Annotated in this window: 21 protein-coding genes, 1 pseudogene and 1 riboswitch; of the genes and pseudogenes, 13 read left to right on the top strand and 9 right to left on the bottom strand. The window is 76.0% G+C overall.

Features of this window, described 5'->3' with window-relative positions; translation table 11 throughout:
- Positions 1–33 precede the first annotated feature (33 nt).
- The 5 genes from AC0IVP_RS08065 to AC0IVP_RS08045 all read left to right on the top strand — a co-directional run bounded on the left by AC0IVP_RS08065 (position 34) and on the right by AC0IVP_RS08045 (position 3,945).
- Positions 34–828: an ANTAR domain-containing protein gene (locus AC0IVP_RS08065; RefSeq protein ID WP_056293793.1), complete on the top strand. Its 795-nt coding sequence runs from the start codon at positions 34–36 to the stop codon at positions 826–828.
- A gap of 89 nt (positions 829–917) precedes the next feature.
- A complete protein-coding gene (locus AC0IVP_RS08060) occupies positions 918–1,301 on the top strand; it encodes a hypothetical protein (RefSeq protein ID WP_471755786.1) in 384 nt (127 codons plus the stop codon).
- A 106-nt stretch (positions 1,302–1,407) separates the two neighbouring features.
- A complete protein-coding gene (locus AC0IVP_RS08055) occupies positions 1,408–2,052 on the top strand; it encodes a lysophospholipid acyltransferase family protein (RefSeq protein WP_056293799.1) in 645 nt (214 codons plus the stop codon).
- A complete protein-coding gene (locus AC0IVP_RS08050; protein WP_056293803.1) occupies positions 2,049–3,548 on the top strand; it encodes a cobyric acid synthase in 1,500 nt (499 codons plus the stop codon). The genes AC0IVP_RS08055 and AC0IVP_RS08050 overlap by 4 nt, the downstream gene beginning before the upstream one ends.
- Entirely contained in the window at positions 3,538–3,945 is a 408-nt protein-coding gene (locus AC0IVP_RS08045) for a DUF1810 domain-containing protein (RefSeq protein WP_471755784.1), read from the top strand. Before AC0IVP_RS08050 ends, AC0IVP_RS08045 begins: the two co-directional genes overlap by 11 nt.
- Here AC0IVP_RS08045 and AC0IVP_RS08040 read toward each other — a convergent pair.
- Positions 3,932–4,321, bottom strand: coding sequence for an acyl-CoA thioesterase (locus AC0IVP_RS08040; protein WP_471755782.1), 390 nt, complete (start codon positions 4,319–4,321; stop codon positions 3,932–3,934). The genes AC0IVP_RS08045 and AC0IVP_RS08040 overlap by 14 nt on opposite strands.
- A 77-nt stretch (positions 4,322–4,398) precedes the next feature.
- Here AC0IVP_RS08040 and AC0IVP_RS08035 point away from each other — a divergent pair, with 77 nt between their 5' ends.
- A complete protein-coding gene (locus AC0IVP_RS08035; protein ID WP_471755780.1) occupies positions 4,399–4,992 on the top strand; it encodes an MSMEG_1061 family FMN-dependent PPOX-type flavoprotein in 594 nt (197 codons plus the stop codon).
- Between the two features lie 43 nt (positions 4,993–5,035).
- On the opposite strand, the gene AC0IVP_RS08030 is transcribed toward AC0IVP_RS08035, so the two are convergent.
- Positions 5,036–5,545, bottom strand: coding sequence for a class I SAM-dependent methyltransferase (locus tag AC0IVP_RS08030; protein WP_471755778.1), 510 nt, complete (start codon positions 5,543–5,545; stop codon positions 5,036–5,038).
- Between the two features lie 53 nt (positions 5,546–5,598).
- Positions 5,599–5,808, bottom strand: a complete 210-nt coding sequence (locus AC0IVP_RS08025) for a hypothetical protein (RefSeq protein WP_056293821.1) — start codon at positions 5,806–5,808, stop codon at positions 5,599–5,601.
- A gap of 244 nt (positions 5,809–6,052) precedes the next feature.
- Here AC0IVP_RS08025 and AC0IVP_RS08020 point away from each other — a divergent pair, with 244 nt between their 5' ends.
- On the top strand, positions 6,053–6,643 hold the full coding sequence (locus AC0IVP_RS08020; protein WP_471755776.1) for a type II toxin-antitoxin system PemK/MazF family toxin: 591 nt from the start codon (positions 6,053–6,055) through the stop codon (positions 6,641–6,643).
- A gap of 57 nt (positions 6,644–6,700) precedes the next feature.
- Here AC0IVP_RS08020 and AC0IVP_RS08015 read toward each other — a convergent pair.
- The 6 genes and pseudogenes from AC0IVP_RS08015 to AC0IVP_RS07990 all read right to left on the bottom strand — a co-directional run.
- Positions 6,701–7,339 (bottom strand): annotated as a pseudogene (locus AC0IVP_RS08015) (cytochrome c oxidase assembly protein); the annotation flags it as partial.
- 35 nt (positions 7,340–7,374) lie between these two features.
- Positions 7,375–7,839 carry a DUF2243 domain-containing protein gene (locus tag AC0IVP_RS08010; protein WP_471755774.1) on the bottom strand — a complete coding sequence of 155 codons (465 nt, stop codon included), beginning with the start codon at positions 7,837–7,839 and terminating at the stop codon, positions 7,375–7,377.
- 85 nt (positions 7,840–7,924) lie between these two features.
- Positions 7,925–8,989: an AbrB family transcriptional regulator gene (locus tag AC0IVP_RS08005; protein ID WP_471755772.1), complete on the bottom strand. Its 1,065-nt coding sequence runs from the start codon at positions 8,987–8,989 to the stop codon at positions 7,925–7,927.
- A gap of 83 nt (positions 8,990–9,072) precedes the next feature.
- Positions 9,073–9,366: a transcriptional regulator gene (locus tag AC0IVP_RS08000; protein WP_056293834.1), complete on the bottom strand. Its 294-nt coding sequence runs from the start codon at positions 9,364–9,366 to the stop codon at positions 9,073–9,075.
- Positions 9,363–9,794, bottom strand: a complete 432-nt coding sequence (locus tag AC0IVP_RS07995) for a hypothetical protein (RefSeq protein WP_471755770.1) — start codon at positions 9,792–9,794, stop codon at positions 9,363–9,365. Before AC0IVP_RS07995 ends, AC0IVP_RS08000 begins: the two co-directional genes overlap by 4 nt.
- Positions 9,791–10,255 (bottom strand): hypothetical protein, encoded by a 465-nt coding sequence (locus AC0IVP_RS07990; protein ID WP_471755768.1) that lies wholly within the window; start codon positions 10,253–10,255, stop codon positions 9,791–9,793. The genes AC0IVP_RS07995 and AC0IVP_RS07990 overlap by 4 nt, the downstream gene beginning before the upstream one ends.
- Positions 10,256–10,332: 77 nt before the next feature.
- Positions 10,333–10,457: riboswitch (cobalamin riboswitch) on the top strand.
- Between the two features lie 36 nt (positions 10,458–10,493).
- Between AC0IVP_RS07990 and AC0IVP_RS07985 the strand changes: the two genes are divergently transcribed.
- From AC0IVP_RS07985 to AC0IVP_RS07960, 6 genes are all read left to right on the top strand, one after another.
- Positions 10,494–12,557 (top strand): putative cobaltochelatase, encoded by a 2,064-nt coding sequence (locus AC0IVP_RS07985; RefSeq protein ID WP_471755766.1) that lies wholly within the window; start codon positions 10,494–10,496, stop codon positions 12,555–12,557.
- A gap of 1 nt (position 12,558) precedes the next feature.
- Positions 12,559–13,173 carry a cob(I)yrinic acid a,c-diamide adenosyltransferase gene (gene cobO / locus AC0IVP_RS07980; RefSeq protein WP_056293849.1) on the top strand — a complete coding sequence of 205 codons (615 nt, stop codon included), beginning with the start codon at positions 12,559–12,561 and terminating at the stop codon, positions 13,171–13,173.
- Between the two features lie 65 nt (positions 13,174–13,238).
- Positions 13,239–14,633 carry a cobyrinate a,c-diamide synthase gene (locus tag AC0IVP_RS07975; protein WP_056293850.1) on the top strand — a complete coding sequence of 465 codons (1,395 nt, stop codon included), beginning with the start codon at positions 13,239–13,241 and terminating at the stop codon, positions 14,631–14,633.
- Positions 14,620–15,702 carry an energy-coupling factor ABC transporter permease gene (locus AC0IVP_RS07970; protein ID WP_471755764.1) on the top strand — a complete coding sequence of 361 codons (1,083 nt, stop codon included), beginning with the start codon at positions 14,620–14,622 and terminating at the stop codon, positions 15,700–15,702. The genes AC0IVP_RS07975 and AC0IVP_RS07970 overlap by 14 nt, the downstream gene beginning before the upstream one ends.
- Positions 15,699–16,436, top strand: a complete 738-nt coding sequence (gene cbiQ / locus AC0IVP_RS07965) for a cobalt ECF transporter T component CbiQ (protein ID WP_471755762.1) — start codon at positions 15,699–15,701, stop codon at positions 16,434–16,436. The genes AC0IVP_RS07970 and cbiQ overlap by 4 nt, the downstream gene beginning before the upstream one ends.
- Positions 16,433–17,229 (top strand): energy-coupling factor ABC transporter ATP-binding protein (locus AC0IVP_RS07960; RefSeq protein ID WP_471755760.1); only part of this gene is annotated, 797 nt, incomplete at its 3' end. The genes cbiQ and AC0IVP_RS07960, both read left to right, overlap by 4 nt.

Raw genomic sequence — 17,229 nt, 5'->3', positions numbered from 1 at the left:
CAGGTCGGTGCGCTGGAAACACCGGGAACCGCCGTGAGCTCAGCCGTCTCCTCCCACACCGCCGCCACCACCACCGAGCACCCGGCCGTCCCCGGGCCCCGGGTGGTCGCCTCCCCCCTGCCCGACGGGCCCGCGCGTGCAGGCGCACACGCGGGTCCCACCTCCCTGCAGACCCCGGTCGGCGAGTGGACCTGGCAGCCCGGCTCGGGCTCCTGGTGGTACTCCGCCGGCCTGCTGTCCATGCTCGCCCTGCCCCGCACCGCGCTCGCCGAGAGCCGGTCGGGACGCCGGGGGACGCTCGCCGGCCTGCGTCTGCCGCACGTGCACGCCGACGACCGGCCCCGCCTGCGGGCCGCCCTGGAGGCGGCCGCGCTGGAGGGCCGGACCTTCGCCGTCGACGTCCGGTTCCTGCGCGGGGACGGCAGGGTCTGCGCCACCACCGTCACCGGCGGTCCGGGCAGCGCGGCCGCCGACGGCGGGTACCCCGCGGTCACCGGCCTCGTCGTCGACGTGACCGAGGACCGCACCCAGACGGCCCCCGACGACGACCGCGAGGCCGCCCTGCGGCGCGAGGTCGAGCAGCTGCGCACCGCGATGGCCAGCCGGGCCGTCATCGAGCAGGCCAAGGGCGTGCTCATGGTGCTCGTGGGCTGCAGCGACCAGGTCGCCTTCGAGCTGCTGGGCCACCTGTCCAACCACACGCACCGCAAGGTCCGTGAGGTGGCCGGGCTGGTCGTCGGTTCGGCGTCGGGTGACGGGCAGCTGCCCGAGGACGTGCGGCAGATCCTCCGGGACGCCTGCCCGCCCTCGGCGCCGACCCGGCCGTGACCAGCTGCCGGGCGCACGCCCCGAGCCGGACGGCGCCCACGGCCACCTGTCCGCGGCGCACCCCGGTCCCGGCGCCGGCCCTGACGGTCGTGGTCGACCGGGACCGGACCCCGGCCCGGGTGACCGTCAGCGGCCGGGTCGGTCCCGGCGGCGGCCCGGCCCTGACCCGACTGCTCGGGACCGCGCTGGGCACGCCGGGGGCGGAGCTGCACGTGGACCTGTCCCGGCTCCGCCTGGGCGACGACGACGCGCGGGCCGCCCTGCGGGCCGTCGTGCTGTCCCGGCCGGCCGGGCCCCGGGTGACCCTGCTCGCCGACGGCGAGACCGTCGACCCGGTCCGCGACCTGCTGGGGCTCCAGCTGGCCTGGTGCCCGGTCGAGGTGCGACGACGGTGGCGGCTCCAGCGTCCCGGCGCGCACGCCGGGCTGCCGGCCGTCGCGCGGCGCCGCCTGCCGCACCCCCCGGCGGCCTGAGCGCCGGCCGGCCGACGGGCCGGGGCGGGGGGCGGCCGGGAGCGTCGGGGATGATGCCCCGGTCGCCCGGACGTCGTGGTCGGGGACGCGATGGAGGGAGTGCCGGGTGTTCTACCTCATCGCCCGCTTCGTGCTGAGGCCGCTGTTCATCCTCACCTGCCGGCCCACCGTGGTCGGCCGCGAGCGGATGCCGCTGACCGGTCCGCTGCTGCTGGCCAGCAACCACCTGTCCTTCATCGACAGCATCGCCATCCCGCTCATGGCCCCCCGCAAGGTGGGCTACCTGGCCAAGGCCGAGTACTTCACCGGCACCGGGGTGAAGGGCTGGCTGTCCAAGACCGTCTTCACCGCGCTGGGCGCCCGACCGGTCGAGCGGCAGACCCACCGCGCTGCCCAGGCCGCGCTGGACACCGTCCTGCACGCGCTGCAGGACGGGGAGGCGTTCGGCATCTACCCCGAGGGCACCCGCTCCCGCGACGGGAAGCTCGCCCGTGGCAAGACCGGGGTGGCCTGGCTGGCGCTCACCGCGGACTGCCCCGTCGTCCCGGTCGCCGTGCACGGCACCGACCAGGTGCAGCCCATCGGAGCCCGCTACCCCCGCCCGCACAAGGTGACGATCACCTTCGGCGAGCCGATCACCTTCCCCGAGCAGCGCGGCCTGGCCGGCAACGGCCGGGCCCGCCGGGTCGTCACCGACCGGGTCATGGAGGGCATCGCGGAGCTCTCGGGCCAGGAGAAGTCCGGCTGGTGAGCGGCGCGCTGCTGGTCGCGGGGACGACGTCGGACGCCGGCAAGTCCGTCGTCACCGCCGGGATCTGCCGGTGGCTGGTGCGCCAGGGCGTGTCCGTGGCGCCGTTCAAGGCGCAGAACATGAGCAACAACTCGATGGTCACCACCGACGGCGCGGAGATCGGCCGGGCGCAGGTGTTCCAGGCCGCGGCCGCCCGGGTCGAGCCCGAGGCGGCGATGAACCCGGTGCTGCTCAAGCCGGGAGGTGAGCTGAGCAGCCAGGTCGTCGTGCTGGGCCGGGCGGTCACCGACGTGACGGCGATGAGCTACCGCGGTCTCAAGGCCCAGCTCTTCGAGCAGGTGCTGGCCAGCCTGGCGCAGCTCCGGGCCCGGTTCGACGTGGTGGTCTGCGAGGGTGCCGGGTCGCCCACCGAGATCAACCTGCGCGACACCGACATCGCCAACATGGGCCTGGCGACGGCGGCCGGGCTGCCCGTGGTCGTCGTCGGCGACATCGACCGGGGCGGGCTGTTCCCCGCCCTCTACGGCACGGTCGCGCTGATGCCGCCGGCCGACCAGGCGCTGGTGGCCGGGTTCCTGGTCAACAAGTTCCGCGGCGACGTCCGGCTGCTGGCCCCGGGCCTGGACACCCTGCGCGAGCTCACCGGCCGCCCCACCCTGGGCGTGCTGCCCTGGCTGCCGGGCCTGTGGCTGGACGTCGAGGACTCCCTGGACCTCACCGGTGACCGCGGCCCCGCGCTGCCACCGCTGGGCGAGGACGTGCTGCGGGTGTCGGTGGTCAAGCTGCCCCGGCTGTCGAACTTCACCGACCTGGACGCCCTGGCCGCCGAGCCCGGCGTGCTGGTCCGCTACGCCACCCGCCCCGAGGAGCTCGCCGACGCCGACCTCGTCGTCCTGCCCGGCACCCGCTCGACGGTGTCGGACCTGGGCTGGCTGCGCGAGCGCGGACTGGACGCCGCGATCGCCCGGCGGGCCGCGGCCGGGGCGCCGGTGCTGGGCGTCTGCGGTGGGCACCAGATGCTGGCACGCACGATCCGCGACGACGTCGAGTCCCGCTCCGGGGAGGTCGCCGGACTGGGGCTGCTGCCCACCGACGTCGTCTTCGCCCGGGAGAAGACGCTGGGCCGCCCGGTCGGGTCCTGGCGCGGCGAACCCGTCGCGGCCTACGAGATCCACCACGGCGTGGTGAGCGTCGACGGCGGCGAGCCGTTCCTGGACGGCACCCGGGTCGGCGCCGTCTTCGGCACCACCTGGCACGGCGCGCTGGAGAGCGACGGCTTCCGGCGGGCCTTCCTCACCGAGGTGGCCGCGCTCACCGGCCGCCGGTTCGTCGTCGCCACCGACACCGACTTCGCCGCCGTCCGGGAGGCCCGGCTCGACGCCCTGGGCGACCTGGTCGCCGACCACGCCGACACCGATGCCCTGTGGCGCCTCATCGAGTCCGGCCCGCCGGCCGGTCTCCCCCTGCTGCCCCCGGGAGCCCCCGTTGGACGCTGACCTCTTCGTGGCCGCGCAGGACCCGCTGTGGGACGACGTCCTCACGCAGCTGCGTGCCGGTGCCAAGCGGACCCACTGGATGTGGTTCGTCTTCCCGCAGGTCGCCGGGCTGGGCCGCTCGGCGATGGCGCAGCGCTACGCCCTGACCGGGCTGGCGGAGGCCCACGAGTACCTGGCCCACCCGGTGCTGGGGCCCCGGCTGCGGGAGTGCACCGAGCTGCTCACCGCGCACGCCGACCGGTCGGCGCTCCAGGTCATGGGCCCCCCGGACGACGTGAAGCTCCGCTCGTCGATGACGCTCTTCGCCCGGGCCGACCCCGACGAGCCGCTGTTCGGCCGGGTGCTGGAGCAGTGGTACCGCGGCGAGCCGGACCCGGAGACCCTCAGCCGGCTGTGACGGCCGACCGCACCCGGTCCGGCCAGGGCACGGACACGCCGTCCAGGGTGGCGACGTAGGTCGAGCGCACCACGCAGCACAGCCGGTCACCCACCGAGACGGTGAAGCGCAGCGTCAGGCTGGTGCGGCCCAGCGCGTCCAGCTCGCAGGCCACGTCGACAGTGTCGCCCCAGCGGGCGCTGGAGGACCACTCCAGCGCGGTGGCCTTGACCAGGGGCTGGACGCCGGCCACGCCGTCGGGGTCCCAGGTCAGGCCCACCGAGGGCCACCAGGCGTTGGAGGCCTCGTCGGCCCAGACCAGGTAGTTGGCGTTGAAGACCACCCGCTGGTCGTCGCACTCGCTGTACCGGACCGGCGCGCTCCAGGTGACTGCCACGGGACCCGACCGTAGGCGTGTGACACCGGGCACCGGGGGCAACCCGGTCGTGACCTCGAGATGGGATGGTGACCCGCGTGAGCGACTCAGTGGTGGACGACTACCCGGACGCGTCGGCCCGTGCGGTGGAGAAGGTGATCGACCGCGTCGACCACCACTGCGCCCGCTTCATCGAGCTGTCGCCCTTCGCGACGCTGGGGACGGTGGACGCCGAGGGCTTCCCCGACGTCTCCCCGCGCGGCGGCGGGCCCGGCTTCGTGCGGGTGCTGGACGAGAAGACCCTGCTGCTGCCCGACCGGCAGGGCAACAACCGGGTCGACAGCCTGCGGAACCTGGCGGCCAACCCGCGCGCGGCGCTGATGTTCTTCGTGCCCGGCATCGAGGAGACGCTGCGGGTCTACGGCCGCTGCCGGCTGGTCCCGGCCGGCGAGGTGGTCGCCGACCTGACCGAGTTCGGCAAGCAGCCGCTGTCGGTCCTGGTGATGGACGTCGAGCGGGCCTACTTCCACTGCGCGAAGGCGGTCATGCGCTCCAGGCTGTGGGATCCGGGCGCCCAGGTGCACCGCTCGGTCTTCCCGCCCATGGGCCAGGTGTGGCGGGAGCACACCCGCGGGGTGTCCCCCGACCAGGCCGACTCCGAGATGCGCGCCGAGCTCGCCCTGGAGCTCTGAGTGGAGTGCCAGGGCGCGGGGAACCTGCGCCGTGGCACTCCGCTCAGTCGGTGCGGCGCTCGTAGACCCCGACGACCTCGCCGCGGAAGGAGTCGGTGATGCCGGGGAACGCGGCCATGACCTTGTCGTGGTCCCAGTCGTCGACCACGTGCACCTCGTGGTGGTTGTGCTCCAGCTCGCCCTGCGGGTAGTGCACGATCGGGATCGACATGTAGACCGCCCGCCCGGCGGCTTCGCCGGCCCGGGCCCACAGGTCCTGGGCCTCCTCGACCGTCATGTGCTCGGCGACGTCACCCAGGACGACGACGTCGGCCGCGGGCAGCGGCGTGGTCCGGGCATCGCCCAGCAGCACCTCGTCGTAGAGCTCGCGCAGCGCGTACTTCTCCACGTAGGGCTCGAAGACCTCCAGCGCGGTCAGCCGGGCCGGGCGGTCGTCGGCCAGCAGCTTGGCGTACGTGCCCGCCCCCGCCCCGACGTCCAGCAGCGACTCGGGTGCGAGGTCGCGGATCTTCGAGCGGGTCCAGTCCTTGCCCTCGGGCGAGCTGATCGGCACGCGCAGAGGCTACGGGCGCTCCGCCGGGTCCGCTGCCCGAGGACCGTCGGGGGTCACTCGCGCTCGAACTCGCGGGCCACCAGGCGGGCGGCCACCGCCTGCTCGGCACGGAAGCGGGCCCGCTGGCGCTTGCGGACGTGGTCGGGGGTCCGGTAGCGGGCGTCCTCGACGAGCTGGAAGCTGGCGAGGACGCTGGCCTGCACGCGACTGGTGCCGAACACCCCGGTGGTGACTGCCGGGCGGACCGGTTCTGCGGTGGTCATGGTGCCTCTTCCCCGAACGGGCCCCGCCACCGTGGCCGGGTGGTGTGTGGCCCTGGGCCAGTAGATGACCCGTTCGGGGCACGGTCAACCACGGGTGTGACCGGTTCGTCCCATCGGGTCACACCGACCCCGCGAGTCCCACGTCGGACGGCGTGTCGCGGTGGCGCGCCGTGACCGTCCCGGACGATCTCGTGACGGATCCCCGGGGCGCGCCCACCCCCGTCGTCCCCTAGCGTCGTCGGGCATGGCGTCTGGCTGGAAGTCCGTGCTCGACCGCGTCGTCCGCACCCTGGTCCGCGAGGGCGGGGCGGAGCTGCGCCGGCGGTCCTCCGCGCGCCCCGGCCGGGCCCCGGGCCCCTCCGCCGACCGCCCCCGGGCCACCCTGCGGGACCGGCCCAGCGACGCCGACCTGGCCCGCCCGGCCGCGCGCGGCGCCGGCGACTTCACCGGCCGCGGCGAGATCGCCTACGCCCCCCGCGACGACGGCCGGCCCGACCCGGGCGAGGTCGTCTGGGCGTGGGTCCCCTACGAGGAGGGCGACGGCCGGGGCAAGGACCGCCCGGTGCTCGTCGTGGGCCGGACCGGGTCGGACCTGCTCGGGCTCATGCTGACCAGCAAGGACCACGACCGGGACGCCGCCGACGAGGCCCGGCACGGCCGGCACTGGCTCGACGTCGGGACCGGCGGCTGGGACCGGCAGGGCCGGCCCAGCGAGGTGCGGCTGGACCGGGTGCTGCGGATCGGCCCTGACGACGTCCGCCGGGAGGGCGCCACCCTGGACCGCCGGCGCTTCGACACGGTCGCCACCGAGGCCCGCCGCGTCCTGGGCTGGTGACGCAGCCCGGCGGCGCTCCGCGGCGGCCAGCCGCCGCCCGGCCCGCCGGTACCAGGCGCTGACCACGACCAGGGCGAGCGCGGCGTCCAGCAGGTGACCGCCGGTGGCCAGCAGCTCCGCGGCCGCCCGCGCCTCGTCCCCGGTGGACCCCAGCGGCGCCCGGGCCCACGCCAGCCGGGCCACCACGTCGTGCGCGGCGCCGGTGACCACCACGACCACGAGCCGGGCCGGCGTGGACAGGTCCCGGCGCACCGGGTCGACCCCGGTGACGACGACGGCCAGCAGCACACCCCCGAGCACCATGTGCAGGTGCAGCAGCCCGTGCAGGCCGTGGGGCACCGGGGCCAGCCAGGCCGCGGCGACCGAGGCCGCGACGAGCACGGTGACGACCGGTGCCCGCACCAGCAGCCGCGCCGGTGCGGTGTGCAGGGCCGCGAGCACGCCCCGGGCCGGACGGCGGGGCAGCGCCCGCAGGGCCAGCGTCACCGGCGCCCCGAGGGCGACGAGCAGCGGCCCGGCCATCGTGGCCAGCAGGTGACCGACCACGGCGGCCCGGGTGGGCGGCCCGTGGCCGGTGAGGGCCGGGAGCGACCCGACGACCACCAGCGCGCCCCCGAGCACGAGGGCCAGCACCCGGCCGGCGGGCCAGTCCACGCCGCTCCGGGTCAGCCGGAGCACCCCGGCCCCGTAGCCCACGACCGCGAGCACGACGCCGGCGAGGACGACGACCGTCACCGGGCCGCCGGGGACCGCGCGGGCCGACGCAGCAGCAGGGCCGCACCGACGACGGCCAGCAGCGCGCCGGTGCCGTTCCACACCAGGTCGTAGGGCAGCAGCTCGACGCCGTAGCGGATCTGGTGCAGGCCCAGCGCCTTGTGCTGGACGAGCCCGTCGTAGACCTGGAACACCCCCGAGCCCAGCAGCACCCCGGCCCAGGCCCGCACCCGGACGACGTCCCCACGGCGGCGCAGGTCGGCCAGCAGGAAGACCCCGGCGACGAGCGCGACGGTGCCGAAGGCGTGGAAGACGCCGTCGGAGACCAGTCCGGCGGCGCTGGACGCGCGGTCGTAGAAGTGGTGCCAGTGCAGCAGCTGGTGGAACACGACCTCGTCGACCGTGGCGGCCAGGCCGACCCCGACGAGCAGCCCACCGCCCAGCGAGCGGCCGGTGGGTGACGAGCGGGGGTCGGCGGACACGGGTGCTCCCGGGGGTCGACCGCCGGCCCGGGGTCGGGGCTGGACCCGCCGGTGGTCGCTCCCGGGCTACCCGGCCGGGCCGGGCTCAGTCGCCGCGGTGCCCGCGCAGCAGCAGCCGGGAGACCAGCGGCGCGGTCAGCAGCATGACGAACAGCCGCAGCACCTGGACGGCGAGCACGAACGTGGCGTCGGCGCCGCTGTCGCTGGCGGTGGCCAGGACGGCGTAGAGGCCGCCGGGCGTCGTCGCCAGGTAGGCGGTGAGCGGGTCGACGTCGGCGGTGGCGGTCAGCGCCCAGCCCAGCCCCGCGCAGGCCAGCACGACGGCGACGATGATCGCCAGGGCCAGCGGGAGCGCGCGGCCGACCACCCGCAGGCTGTCCCGGGTGAAGGACAGCCCGACCTGCAGGCCGATGACCAGGAACCCGGCGCCCTCCAGGACGGCGGGCACGTCGGCGCCGCGGGAGAGACCGGTCAGGTCCAGGGTGGCCGCGACCAGCATCGGGCCCAGCAGCGAGGCGACCGGGACCCGGGTCAGCCGGCCCAGCGGGATGCCGACCGCGATGCAGACGACGGTGAGGAGCAGCCCGGCCCAGGGACCGGGTCCCTCGGCCGCGGCCGGGCCGGCGTCGGCACCTGAGGCACCGAAGGCCACGGCCGCGACCACCGGCATGGCGACGACGATCAGCAGCACCCGCAGGTACTGCAGCACCGCGACCATCCGCTCGTCGGCGCCCAGCTCGCGGGCCATCACGGTGATCCCGGAGGCGCCGCCGGCGATCATCGAGAAGGCGCCGGTGACCCGGCTGACCCCACGCTGCAGGGCCATCACCTGGCCGGCCACCAGGCTGATCAGCAGCGTGCCGACGGTGACCAGCAGGACCGGCAGCCAGTCCGCGGCGATGGTGCGCAGCGTGGAGACCGAGACCAGCGCGCCGATCGAGACACCGATGACGGCCTGCGCCCCGGTCATCGAGTGCCTGGGCAGCGCGAGCCGCCGGCGGACCAGCAACGCCCGGGCGAGCCCGGTGGCCAGGCCGGCGAACAGCGTCGCCGAGGGCACCGACAGCAGCTCCAGGACCGCGGCCAGCCCGAGCGCGACGGCGAGGACGGCCGCCCAGTCCAGCAGCGTCGCGCCCCTCCCCCGGTCCACGCCCCCACTCTGCCCGCGCGGGGGCCGTCGGCCCCCGCGCCCGGGAGTGCCGTCCGACACCACCGTGGCCCGGCTGGGCGGGATCAGCCCCCGGTGATCCGCCGCAGCTCGGCGACGTGGGCGGTGAACGCCGTCCGGCCGGGGCGGGTGAGCTCCAGGCTGGTGCGCTGCCGGGACGCCACGGTGGCCTTGCGGACCCGGACGTAGCCGGCCTCCTCGAGCTGCTTGACGTGCTTGGACAGCACCGAGTCGCTGACCCCCACGGCGTCCCGGACGGCGGCGAAGTCCATCGAGTCGACCGCGGCGAGCAGGCCGCAGACCTGCAGCCGGGGTGGGGCGTGCACCACCTGGTCGAAGCGCGGCTCGACGGTCGTCACACGCCCTCCCGCAGCTCGCGCTGCCACGCGCGGGTCCACCGGGCGGACAGGACCGCGACCGCCACGCCCAGCACCGCGCCGGCGACGACGAACACCCACGGTCGCTCGTCGCCCAGCAGGTACGCCGGCACCAGCACGGCGACGACGAGGACCGCCCAGCCCGCCAGCACCCGCGGCGGGGTGTGCACCCAGACGCCGGTGGACCGCCGGTAGACCGCGACCAGCAGCCCGGTGCCCAGCCCGAACAGCAGCACGGCCGGTGCGGTCACCCAGGGGGAGTCCAGCGCGTTCGAGGAGATGAAGGCGAACAGCAGCAGCCCGAGCGCGGGCCCGAACCAGGGTGGCGGCACCACCCGTTCGGCGAGCGCGGCCCGGTCGGCGTCGAGGGCGGCGAGGTCGGCGGCCGCCCGGTCCCGGTCCGCGGTCACAGCTCGCCCCGCAGCTCGCGCTGGTAGACCGTCGTCCAGCGGCGGCTGACGAGGGCAGCGGCGACCCCGAGGACGACGCCGGCCACGACCATCGCGTAGCGGACGTCGAGGGCGAACTCGGCCAGCAGTCCGATCGCGAACACGACCAGGCACGCCGCACCCCAGGCCCGGACCACCGGCTTGGTCGACGGGCCGCCGTTGAAGCCGTTGACCCACAGCCCGGTGTGCCTCCGGTACCCGGCGACGAGCAGCGCGACGGCGGCGCCGAACACGGGCAGCGCCGCGAGCGTCAGCCACGGGTAGGCGAAGGAGTACGTGGACAGCAGCGCCGCGACCAGGATGCCGAGCGCCGGGTCGTACCAGCCGGGTTGGCGGAGCCGGTCGGCCATCGCCGTCCGTCCGGTCTGCAGGGCTGCCAGGTCGGCCGCCGCACGGTCCCTCGACACCTCGTCACTTTCCATGTCGGAAAGTCTGCCTGGTCGCTTTCCGATCCGTCAAGTGACGGGGGCTGTCGCCGACGTGGTGGCGCGTGGTCTGATGGGCTCCGAACTGCGACGGCAGTGGAGGAAGCCGGTGTGAACCCGGCGCGGTCCCGCCACTGTGATCCGCCCCCGCTCCCGGGGACGGTCAGTCAGGAACTCCCGCCGTCGCTTCCTGCCACCTCCGGGCGTGGACACCCGGGGAGAGGACGCACCTGTGGTGTACCCGTTCAGCGCTGTCGTCGGGATGGACGACATGCGGCTGGCCCTGCTGCTCAACGCCGTCTCCCCGGCGGTCGGCGGCGTGCTCGTCCGCGGGGAGAAGGGCACGGCCAAGTCGACCGCCGTGCGCGCCCTGGCGGCCGTGCTGCCCCCGGTCGCCGTCGTCGCCGGTTGCCGGTTCGGCTGCGACCCGGCCGCCCCGGACCCTGCCTGCCCCGACGGCCCGCACCCCACCGACTCCCCCGCCGCCACCCGTGCGGCGCGCCTGGTCGAGCTGCCGGTCGGCGCCTCGGAGGACCGGCTGGTCGGCTCGCTGGACATCGAGCGCGCGCTCACCGAGGGCGTGAAGAGCTTCGAGCCCGGCCTGCTGGCCGCCGCACACCGCGGCGTGCTCTACGTCGACGAGGTCAACCTGCTGCACGACCACCTCGTCGACCTGCTGCTGGACGCCGCCGCGCTGGGCCGGGCCTACGTCGAGCGGGAGGGCGTCTCGGTGCAGCACGCCGCCCGGTTCCTGCTGGTCGGCACCATGAACCCCGAGGAGGGCGAGCTCCGGCCCCAGCTGCTGGACCGCTTCGGGCTCACCGTCGAGGTCGCCGCCCCGCGCGAGCCGGGCCTGCGCGCCGAGGTGGTCCGCCGCCGGTTCGCCGCCGACGCCGACCCGGACGGGTTCTCCGCCCGCTGGGCCGGCGAGGAGACCGCGCTCGCCGACCGGATCGCCGCCGCCCGCGAGCTGCTCCCCCGCGTCGTCCTCGGCGACGGCGCGCTCTCCCAGGTCACCGCGGTCTGCGCCGCCTTCGGCGTCGACGGGCTGCGCGCGGACATCGTCACCGCCCGCGCCGCCATCGCGCACGCCGCCTGGTCGGGCCGCACCGAGGTCACCGAGGACGACGTCCGGGTCGCCGCCCGCCTCGCCCTCCCGCACCGCCGTCGCCGCAACCCCTTCGACGCCCCCGGCCTGGACGAGGACACCCTGGAGCAGGCGCTGGACGACGCCCGCCCCGACGAGCCCGAACCCGACCCCGAGGACACACCCCCCGAGGGTGAGGGCGGCCCGGCTGACGGCAGCCCGGATGACGGCGGGACGCCCGAGCAGGGCGCCGGTGACGGTGCCGGTCCCGACGAGCAGGCGGGCCCTGCCGAGGGAGGTCCCGGCGGCGACCAGCAGCCGACGACCGCCCCCCGCGGGGACGCCGCCGACCCCGACGCCCCGCGCGCCGAGGCCGCGCCGGCCCCCGAGCAGCCCGCCGTCGCACCCGGCGAGGCGTTCCGGGCCCGCCGCCTGGAGGTCCCCGGCATCGGCGACGGCGTCGCCGGACGCCGGTCCAAGGCCCGCAGCGAGCGCGGCCGGGTGGTCGGCTCACGCCGTCCCGAGGGCACCGTGACCCGACTGCACCTGGTCGACACCGTGCTCGCCGCGGCCCCGCACCAGCTGGCCCGCGGGCGCTCGGGCCCCGGTCTGCGGCTGGCCCGGGAGGACCTGCGGCAGGCCGACCTGGAGGGCCGCGAGGGCAACCTGGTCCTCTTCGTCGTCGACGCGTCGGGCTCGATGGGCTCGCGCACCCGGATGGCCGCGGTGAAGGGCGCCGTCCTGTCGCTGCTGACCGACGCCTACCAGCGCCGGGACAAGGTCGGGCTGATCACCTTCCGCGGAGCCGACGCCGTCCTCGCGCTGCCCCCGACCTGGTCGGTGGAGGCCGCGGCGGCGCGACTGACCGACCTGCCCACGGGCGGGCGGTCCCCGATCGCCGCCGGGCTGCTGCGGGCGCACGAGACGCTGCGGGTCGAGCGGGTCCGCGACCCGCGCCGCCGTCCGCTGCTGGTCGTGGTCACCGACGGCCGGGCCACCGGCGAGCGCGGCACCGACCACCTGCGCCAGGCTCACCGCGCGGCCGGCCTGCTGCAGGCGGCCGGCACCGCCGGCGTCGTCGTCGACTGCGAGTCCGGGTACGTGCGGCTCGGCCTCGCGCAGACCCTGGGCGCCCACCTGGGCGCGCAGACGCTGCACCTGGAGGAACTGGGCGCCCAGCAACTCGTCTCCACCGTGAAGGCGGCTGCCTGAGATGCCCCAGGGACAGGTCACGGCGGTCCCCGTCGACGGGCTCACCACCCGGCAGCGCCGCAACCGGCCGCTGCTGGCGGTGCACACCGGGGAGATGAAGGGCAAGTCCACCGCCGCGTTCGGGATGGCGATGCGGGCGTGGAACCAGGGCTGGTCGATCGCGGTCTACCAGTTCGTCAAGAGCGCCAAGTGGAAGGTCGGCGAGGAGAACGCGCTGACCGCCCTGGGCGAGGTGCACACCCAGACCGGCCAGGGCGGCCCGGTGGTCTGGCACAAGATGGGCTCGGGCTGGTCCTGGTCGCGCCGCGCCGGGTCGGAGACCGACCACGCCGCCGACGCCGCCGAGGGCTGGGCGCAGATCAAGCGCGACCTGGCCGCCGAGGCGCACCGGTTCTACGTGCTCGACGAGTTCACCTACCCGATGAAGTGGGGCTGGGTCGACGTCGAGGACGTCGTGGAGACGATGCGCGCCCGGCCGGGCAACCAGCACGTCGTCATCACCGGGCGCACCGCGCACCCGGCGCTCGTCGAGGCCGCCGACCTGGTCGTGGAGATGACCAAGGTCAAGCACCCGATGGACGCCGGCCAGAAGGGCCAGCGGGGGATCGAGTGGTGACCGGCCGCCCCGGCATGGGATCCCACGCATACGGCGCAGAGCCCCCGCGATATGCAAGGGATCCCATGCCCAGCACCCGCATCCCGCGCATCGTGCTGGGGGCGCCGTCGTCGTCCTCGGGCAAGACGTCGATCGCCACCGGGCTGATCGCCGCGTTCACCGCCCGCGGGCTCACCGTCTCCCCGCACAAGGTCGGCCCCGACTACATCGACCCGGGCTACCACGGTCTGGCCGCCGGCCGCCCGGGCCGCAACCTGGACAACTGGCTGGTCGGCGGGGACCGGATCGTGCCGTTGTTCCTGCGCGGGGCGACCCACCCGACCCCGGCCGACGTCGCCGTCGTCGAGGGCGTGATGGGCCTGTTCGACGGCGCCAGCCACCCCTCGGTCGAGCCCGGCTACGGGTCGACCGCGCAGGTCGCGGCCCAGCTGCAGGCCCCGGTCGTGCTGGTCGTGGACGCCAGCGCGCAGGCCCGCAGCGTCGCCGCCGTCGTGCACGGCTTCGCCACCTTCGACCCCACCGTCCGGCTGGGCGGCGTGGTGCTCAACCGGGTCGGCTCCGACCGGCACGAGGCGATCCTGCGCGAGGCCCTGGGCTCCGCCGGGGTGCCGGTGCTGGGTGCGGTCCGGCGGATCGAGGCGCTGCAGACGCCGTCCCGGCACCTGGGCCTGGTGCCCGCCGCCGAGCGGAGTGCCGAGGCGATCAACACGGTGCGCGCGCTGGGTGCGGTGGTGGAGTCCAGCGTCGACCTGGACGCCGTCCTCCGGCTGGCCGCCACCGCCCCGGACCTCGACGCCGCCCCCTGGGACCCGGCCGCCGAGGTGGTCCGCACCGAGGGCCGCCCCGTCGTCGCCGTCGCCGGGGGCCCGGCGTTCACCTTCGGCTACGCCGAGACCGCCGAGCTGCTCAGCGCGGCCGGTGCCGAGGTGGTCGTCGTCGACCCGCTCCGGGACGACGACCTCCCGCCGGGCACCTGCGGCCTGGTCGTGGGCGGCGGCTTCCCCGAGGTGCACGCCTCCGCGCTGGCGGCCAACGTCGGCCTGCGGACGGCGATCTCCGCGCTGGCCTCCGCCGGCGCCCCGATCGCCGCCGAGTGCGCCGGGCTGCTCTACCTGGCCCGCGAGCTGGACGGCGAGCCGATGTGCGGCGTGCTGGACGCCGGCGCGGCCATGCACCCCCGGCTCACGCTGGGCTACCGCTCGGCGGTGGCGCTGACCGACAGCGTGCTGGCCGCGGCCGGCACCCGGGTCCGTGGGCACGAGTTCCACCGCACCCGCACCGACCCCGGCGCGGGTGCCACCCCGGCCTGGCAGTGGAACGCCGACGGCCCCGAGGGCTTCGTGCAGGGCTCGGTGCACGCCTCCTACCTGCACCTGAACTGGGCCGGCTCGCCGACCATGGCCACCCGCTTCGTCGCTGCCGCCGCCCGCGTCCAGGAGGTGGCCCGTGCACATCGCTGAGGGTTTCCTGCCCCCCGCCCACGCGATCGGCTGGACCATCGCCGCGGCGCCCTTCGTCGTCCACGGGGCGCGGGCGGTGGTGAAGGAGGTCCGGGAGAACCCCGAGTCCACGCTGCTGCTGGGCGCTGCCGGGGCGTTCACGTTCGTGCTGAGCGCCATCAAGCTGCCCTCGGTGACCGGGTCCTCCTCGCACCCGACCGGCACCGGGGTGGGCGCGATCCTCTTCCGGCCACCGGTGATGGCCCTGCTGGGCACGGTGGTCCTGCTGTTCCAAGCGCTGCTGCTGGCCCACGGCGGGCTCACCACGCTGGGCGCGAACGCCTTCTCCATGGCCATCGTCGGCCCGTGGGCCGGGTACGGCGCCTACCGGCTGGCCCGGAAGGCGTCGGGGAACCTGCTCGTCGGGGTGTTCGCCGGCATGGCGGTCGCGGACCTGGCGACCTACGTGACGACGTCGCTGCAGCTGGCGCTGGCCTTCCCGGACGCCTCCTCGGGCTTCGCCGGTGCCGCGGTGAAGTTCCTCGGCGTCTTCGCCGTCACCCAGGTGCCGCTGGCCATCGCCGAGGGCCTGCTCGGCGTGCTGCTGTTCCGGGCGCTGACGGTCAACGCCCGCCCGGAGCTGGAGCGCCTGGGGGTCCTGGAGCGACGGCCGGTCGACGAGGACGACGACCCGACCCCGACCCCGACCCCGACCCCTGGCCCCGACCCCAACCACCTCGACCGACGGCGAGTCGACCCGATGACCCGCCGCCGCTGGGTGACACTGGCCCTGGTGCTCGGCGTGGTCGCGCTGTTCGCCCTGCCGCTGCTGCTGGGCGCCCCCAGCGACTACGCGGGCACCGACAGCCTGGCCACCGAGGCGATCGAGCAGTCGAACCCGGACTACGTGCCCTGGTTCGACCACGTCTTCTCCCCCGGTTCCACCGAGATCGAGTCCGGGCTCTTCGCGTTGCAGGCCGCCATCGGCGGTGGCGTGCTGGGTTACGTGCTGGGCCGGCTCCGCGGCCGGCGCGCGCAGCGGGAGGCCGTCGCGGCCGCCACGGGCACCCGGGACGACGTCACCCCGTGACCGGCCTGGCCATCGACGACGCGGCCTGGGCCTCGGCCTGGCGCCCGCGCGCCGTCGGGGACAAGGTGCTGCTGTCGGTCGGCCTCGTCGTCTGCGCGCTCGTGCTGCCGGTCTGGCCAGGGTCGCTGCTGGTCGGGCTGGCGGCCGTCGTGCTGGCGCTGGGCCCGGCGCGGGTGCCGGCCCGGGTGTTCGGCCGCGCCGTCCGGCTGCCACTGGCCTTCGTCGTCCTGGGCGCCGTCACCGCCGTCGTGCAGGTCTCCGGCTCCGGCATCGGCTGGGCACCCGACGCCGCCGCCCGCGGCGGGGCGCTCGTCGGGCACGCGCTGGCCGGCGGGGCCGCGGTGCTGCTGCTGGCCACCACCACCCCGATGTCGGACCTGCTGCCCGCACTCCGCCGGGCCCGGGTGCCCGGGGCCGTGGTCGAGGTCGCCTCGGTGACCTACCGGCTGCTGTTCGTGCTGCTGGAGAGCCTGCGGACCATCCGCGAGGCGCAGACCTCCCGGATGGGCTACTCCACGGTCCGCCGCTCCTACCGGTCCTCCGGGGTGCTGGCCGCCGCCGTCCTCACCCGCTCCTGGGACCGCGCCCGCCGACTGCAGGAGGGCCTGGCCGGCCGGGGCATGGTCACCGACCTGCGGGTCCTGCCCGAGGTGCTGCCCTCTTCCCGGGTGTTCCTGGCCGCCACCGTCACCGGGCTCGCGGCCCTGTGCGCGCTGACGCTGGTGACCGCGTGAGCCACCAGCAGCTCGCCGCCGTCGACGTCGTCGTCGGCTACACCCGCGGCGCCCGGGTCCTGGACGGCGCCAGCCTGACCGTCCCCGAGGGTCGCCGGCTGGCCCTGCTCGGGGCCAACGGGTCGGGCAAGACCACCCTGCTGCGCTGCCTGTCCGGCGCGCTGGCGCCCACGAAGGGCCGGATCACCGTCGACGGCGCCACCCTGCAGCACACCCGCAAGGGCCTGCAGGCGCACCGCCAGGAGGTGCAGCTCGTGCTGCAGGACCCCGACGACCAGCTCTTCTCCGCCTCCGTCGCCCAGGACGTCTCCTTCGGCCCGATGAACCTGGGCCTGCCCGAGCCCGAGGTCCGCGCCCGCGTCGCCGAGGCCCTGGACCTGCTCGCCGTCACCCACCTGGCCGCCCGGCCCACCCACCAGCTGTCCTACGGCGAACGCAAGCGCGTCGCCATCGCCGGCGCCGTCGCCATGCGCCCCTGCGTGCTGCTGCTCGACGAGCCCACCGCCGGGCTGGACCCCTCCGCCGTCACCGAGGCCCTCGCCGCCCTCACCCGCCTCCAGGCGTCAGGGTCCACCGTGGTGATGAGCACCCACGACGTCGACCTGGCCCTCGGGTGGGCCGACGAGGTCGCCGTCGTCGTCGACGGCACGGTCACCCAGGGCGCCCCCGACGTCGTCCTCGGCGACGACGCCCTGCTCACCCGCGCCCGCCTGGACCGCCCCTGGACCCTCACCCTCGGCGCCCGCCTCCAGGCCCTGGGCCTCCTCCCGCCCGGCCCCCTCCCCCGCGACAC

Source organism: Klenkia sp. AC732 (assembly GCF_979256525.1).
This window is presented reverse-complemented; position numbering and strand designations above follow the sequence as displayed.

What these genes read in the sequence shown, in the direction of transcription:
- AC0IVP_RS08025 (WP_056293821.1), bottom strand. Translation starts at nt 5,808, where the DNA reads ATGACCACCGCAGAACCGGTCCGCCCGGCAGTCACCACCGGGGTGTTC.
- AC0IVP_RS08020 (WP_471755776.1), top strand. Translation starts at nt 6,053, where the DNA reads ATGGCGTCTGGCTGGAAGTCCGTGCTCGACCGCGTCGTCCGCACCCTG.
- AC0IVP_RS07990 (WP_471755768.1), bottom strand. Translation starts at nt 10,255, where the DNA reads ATGGAAAGTGACGAGGTGTCGAGGGACCGTGCGGCGGCCGACCTGGCA.
- cobO (WP_056293849.1), top strand. Translation starts at nt 12,559, where the DNA reads ATGCCCCAGGGACAGGTCACGGCGGTCCCCGTCGACGGGCTCACCACC.
- AC0IVP_RS07975 (WP_056293850.1), top strand. Translation starts at nt 13,239, where the DNA reads ATGCCCAGCACCCGCATCCCGCGCATCGTGCTGGGGGCGCCGTCGTCG.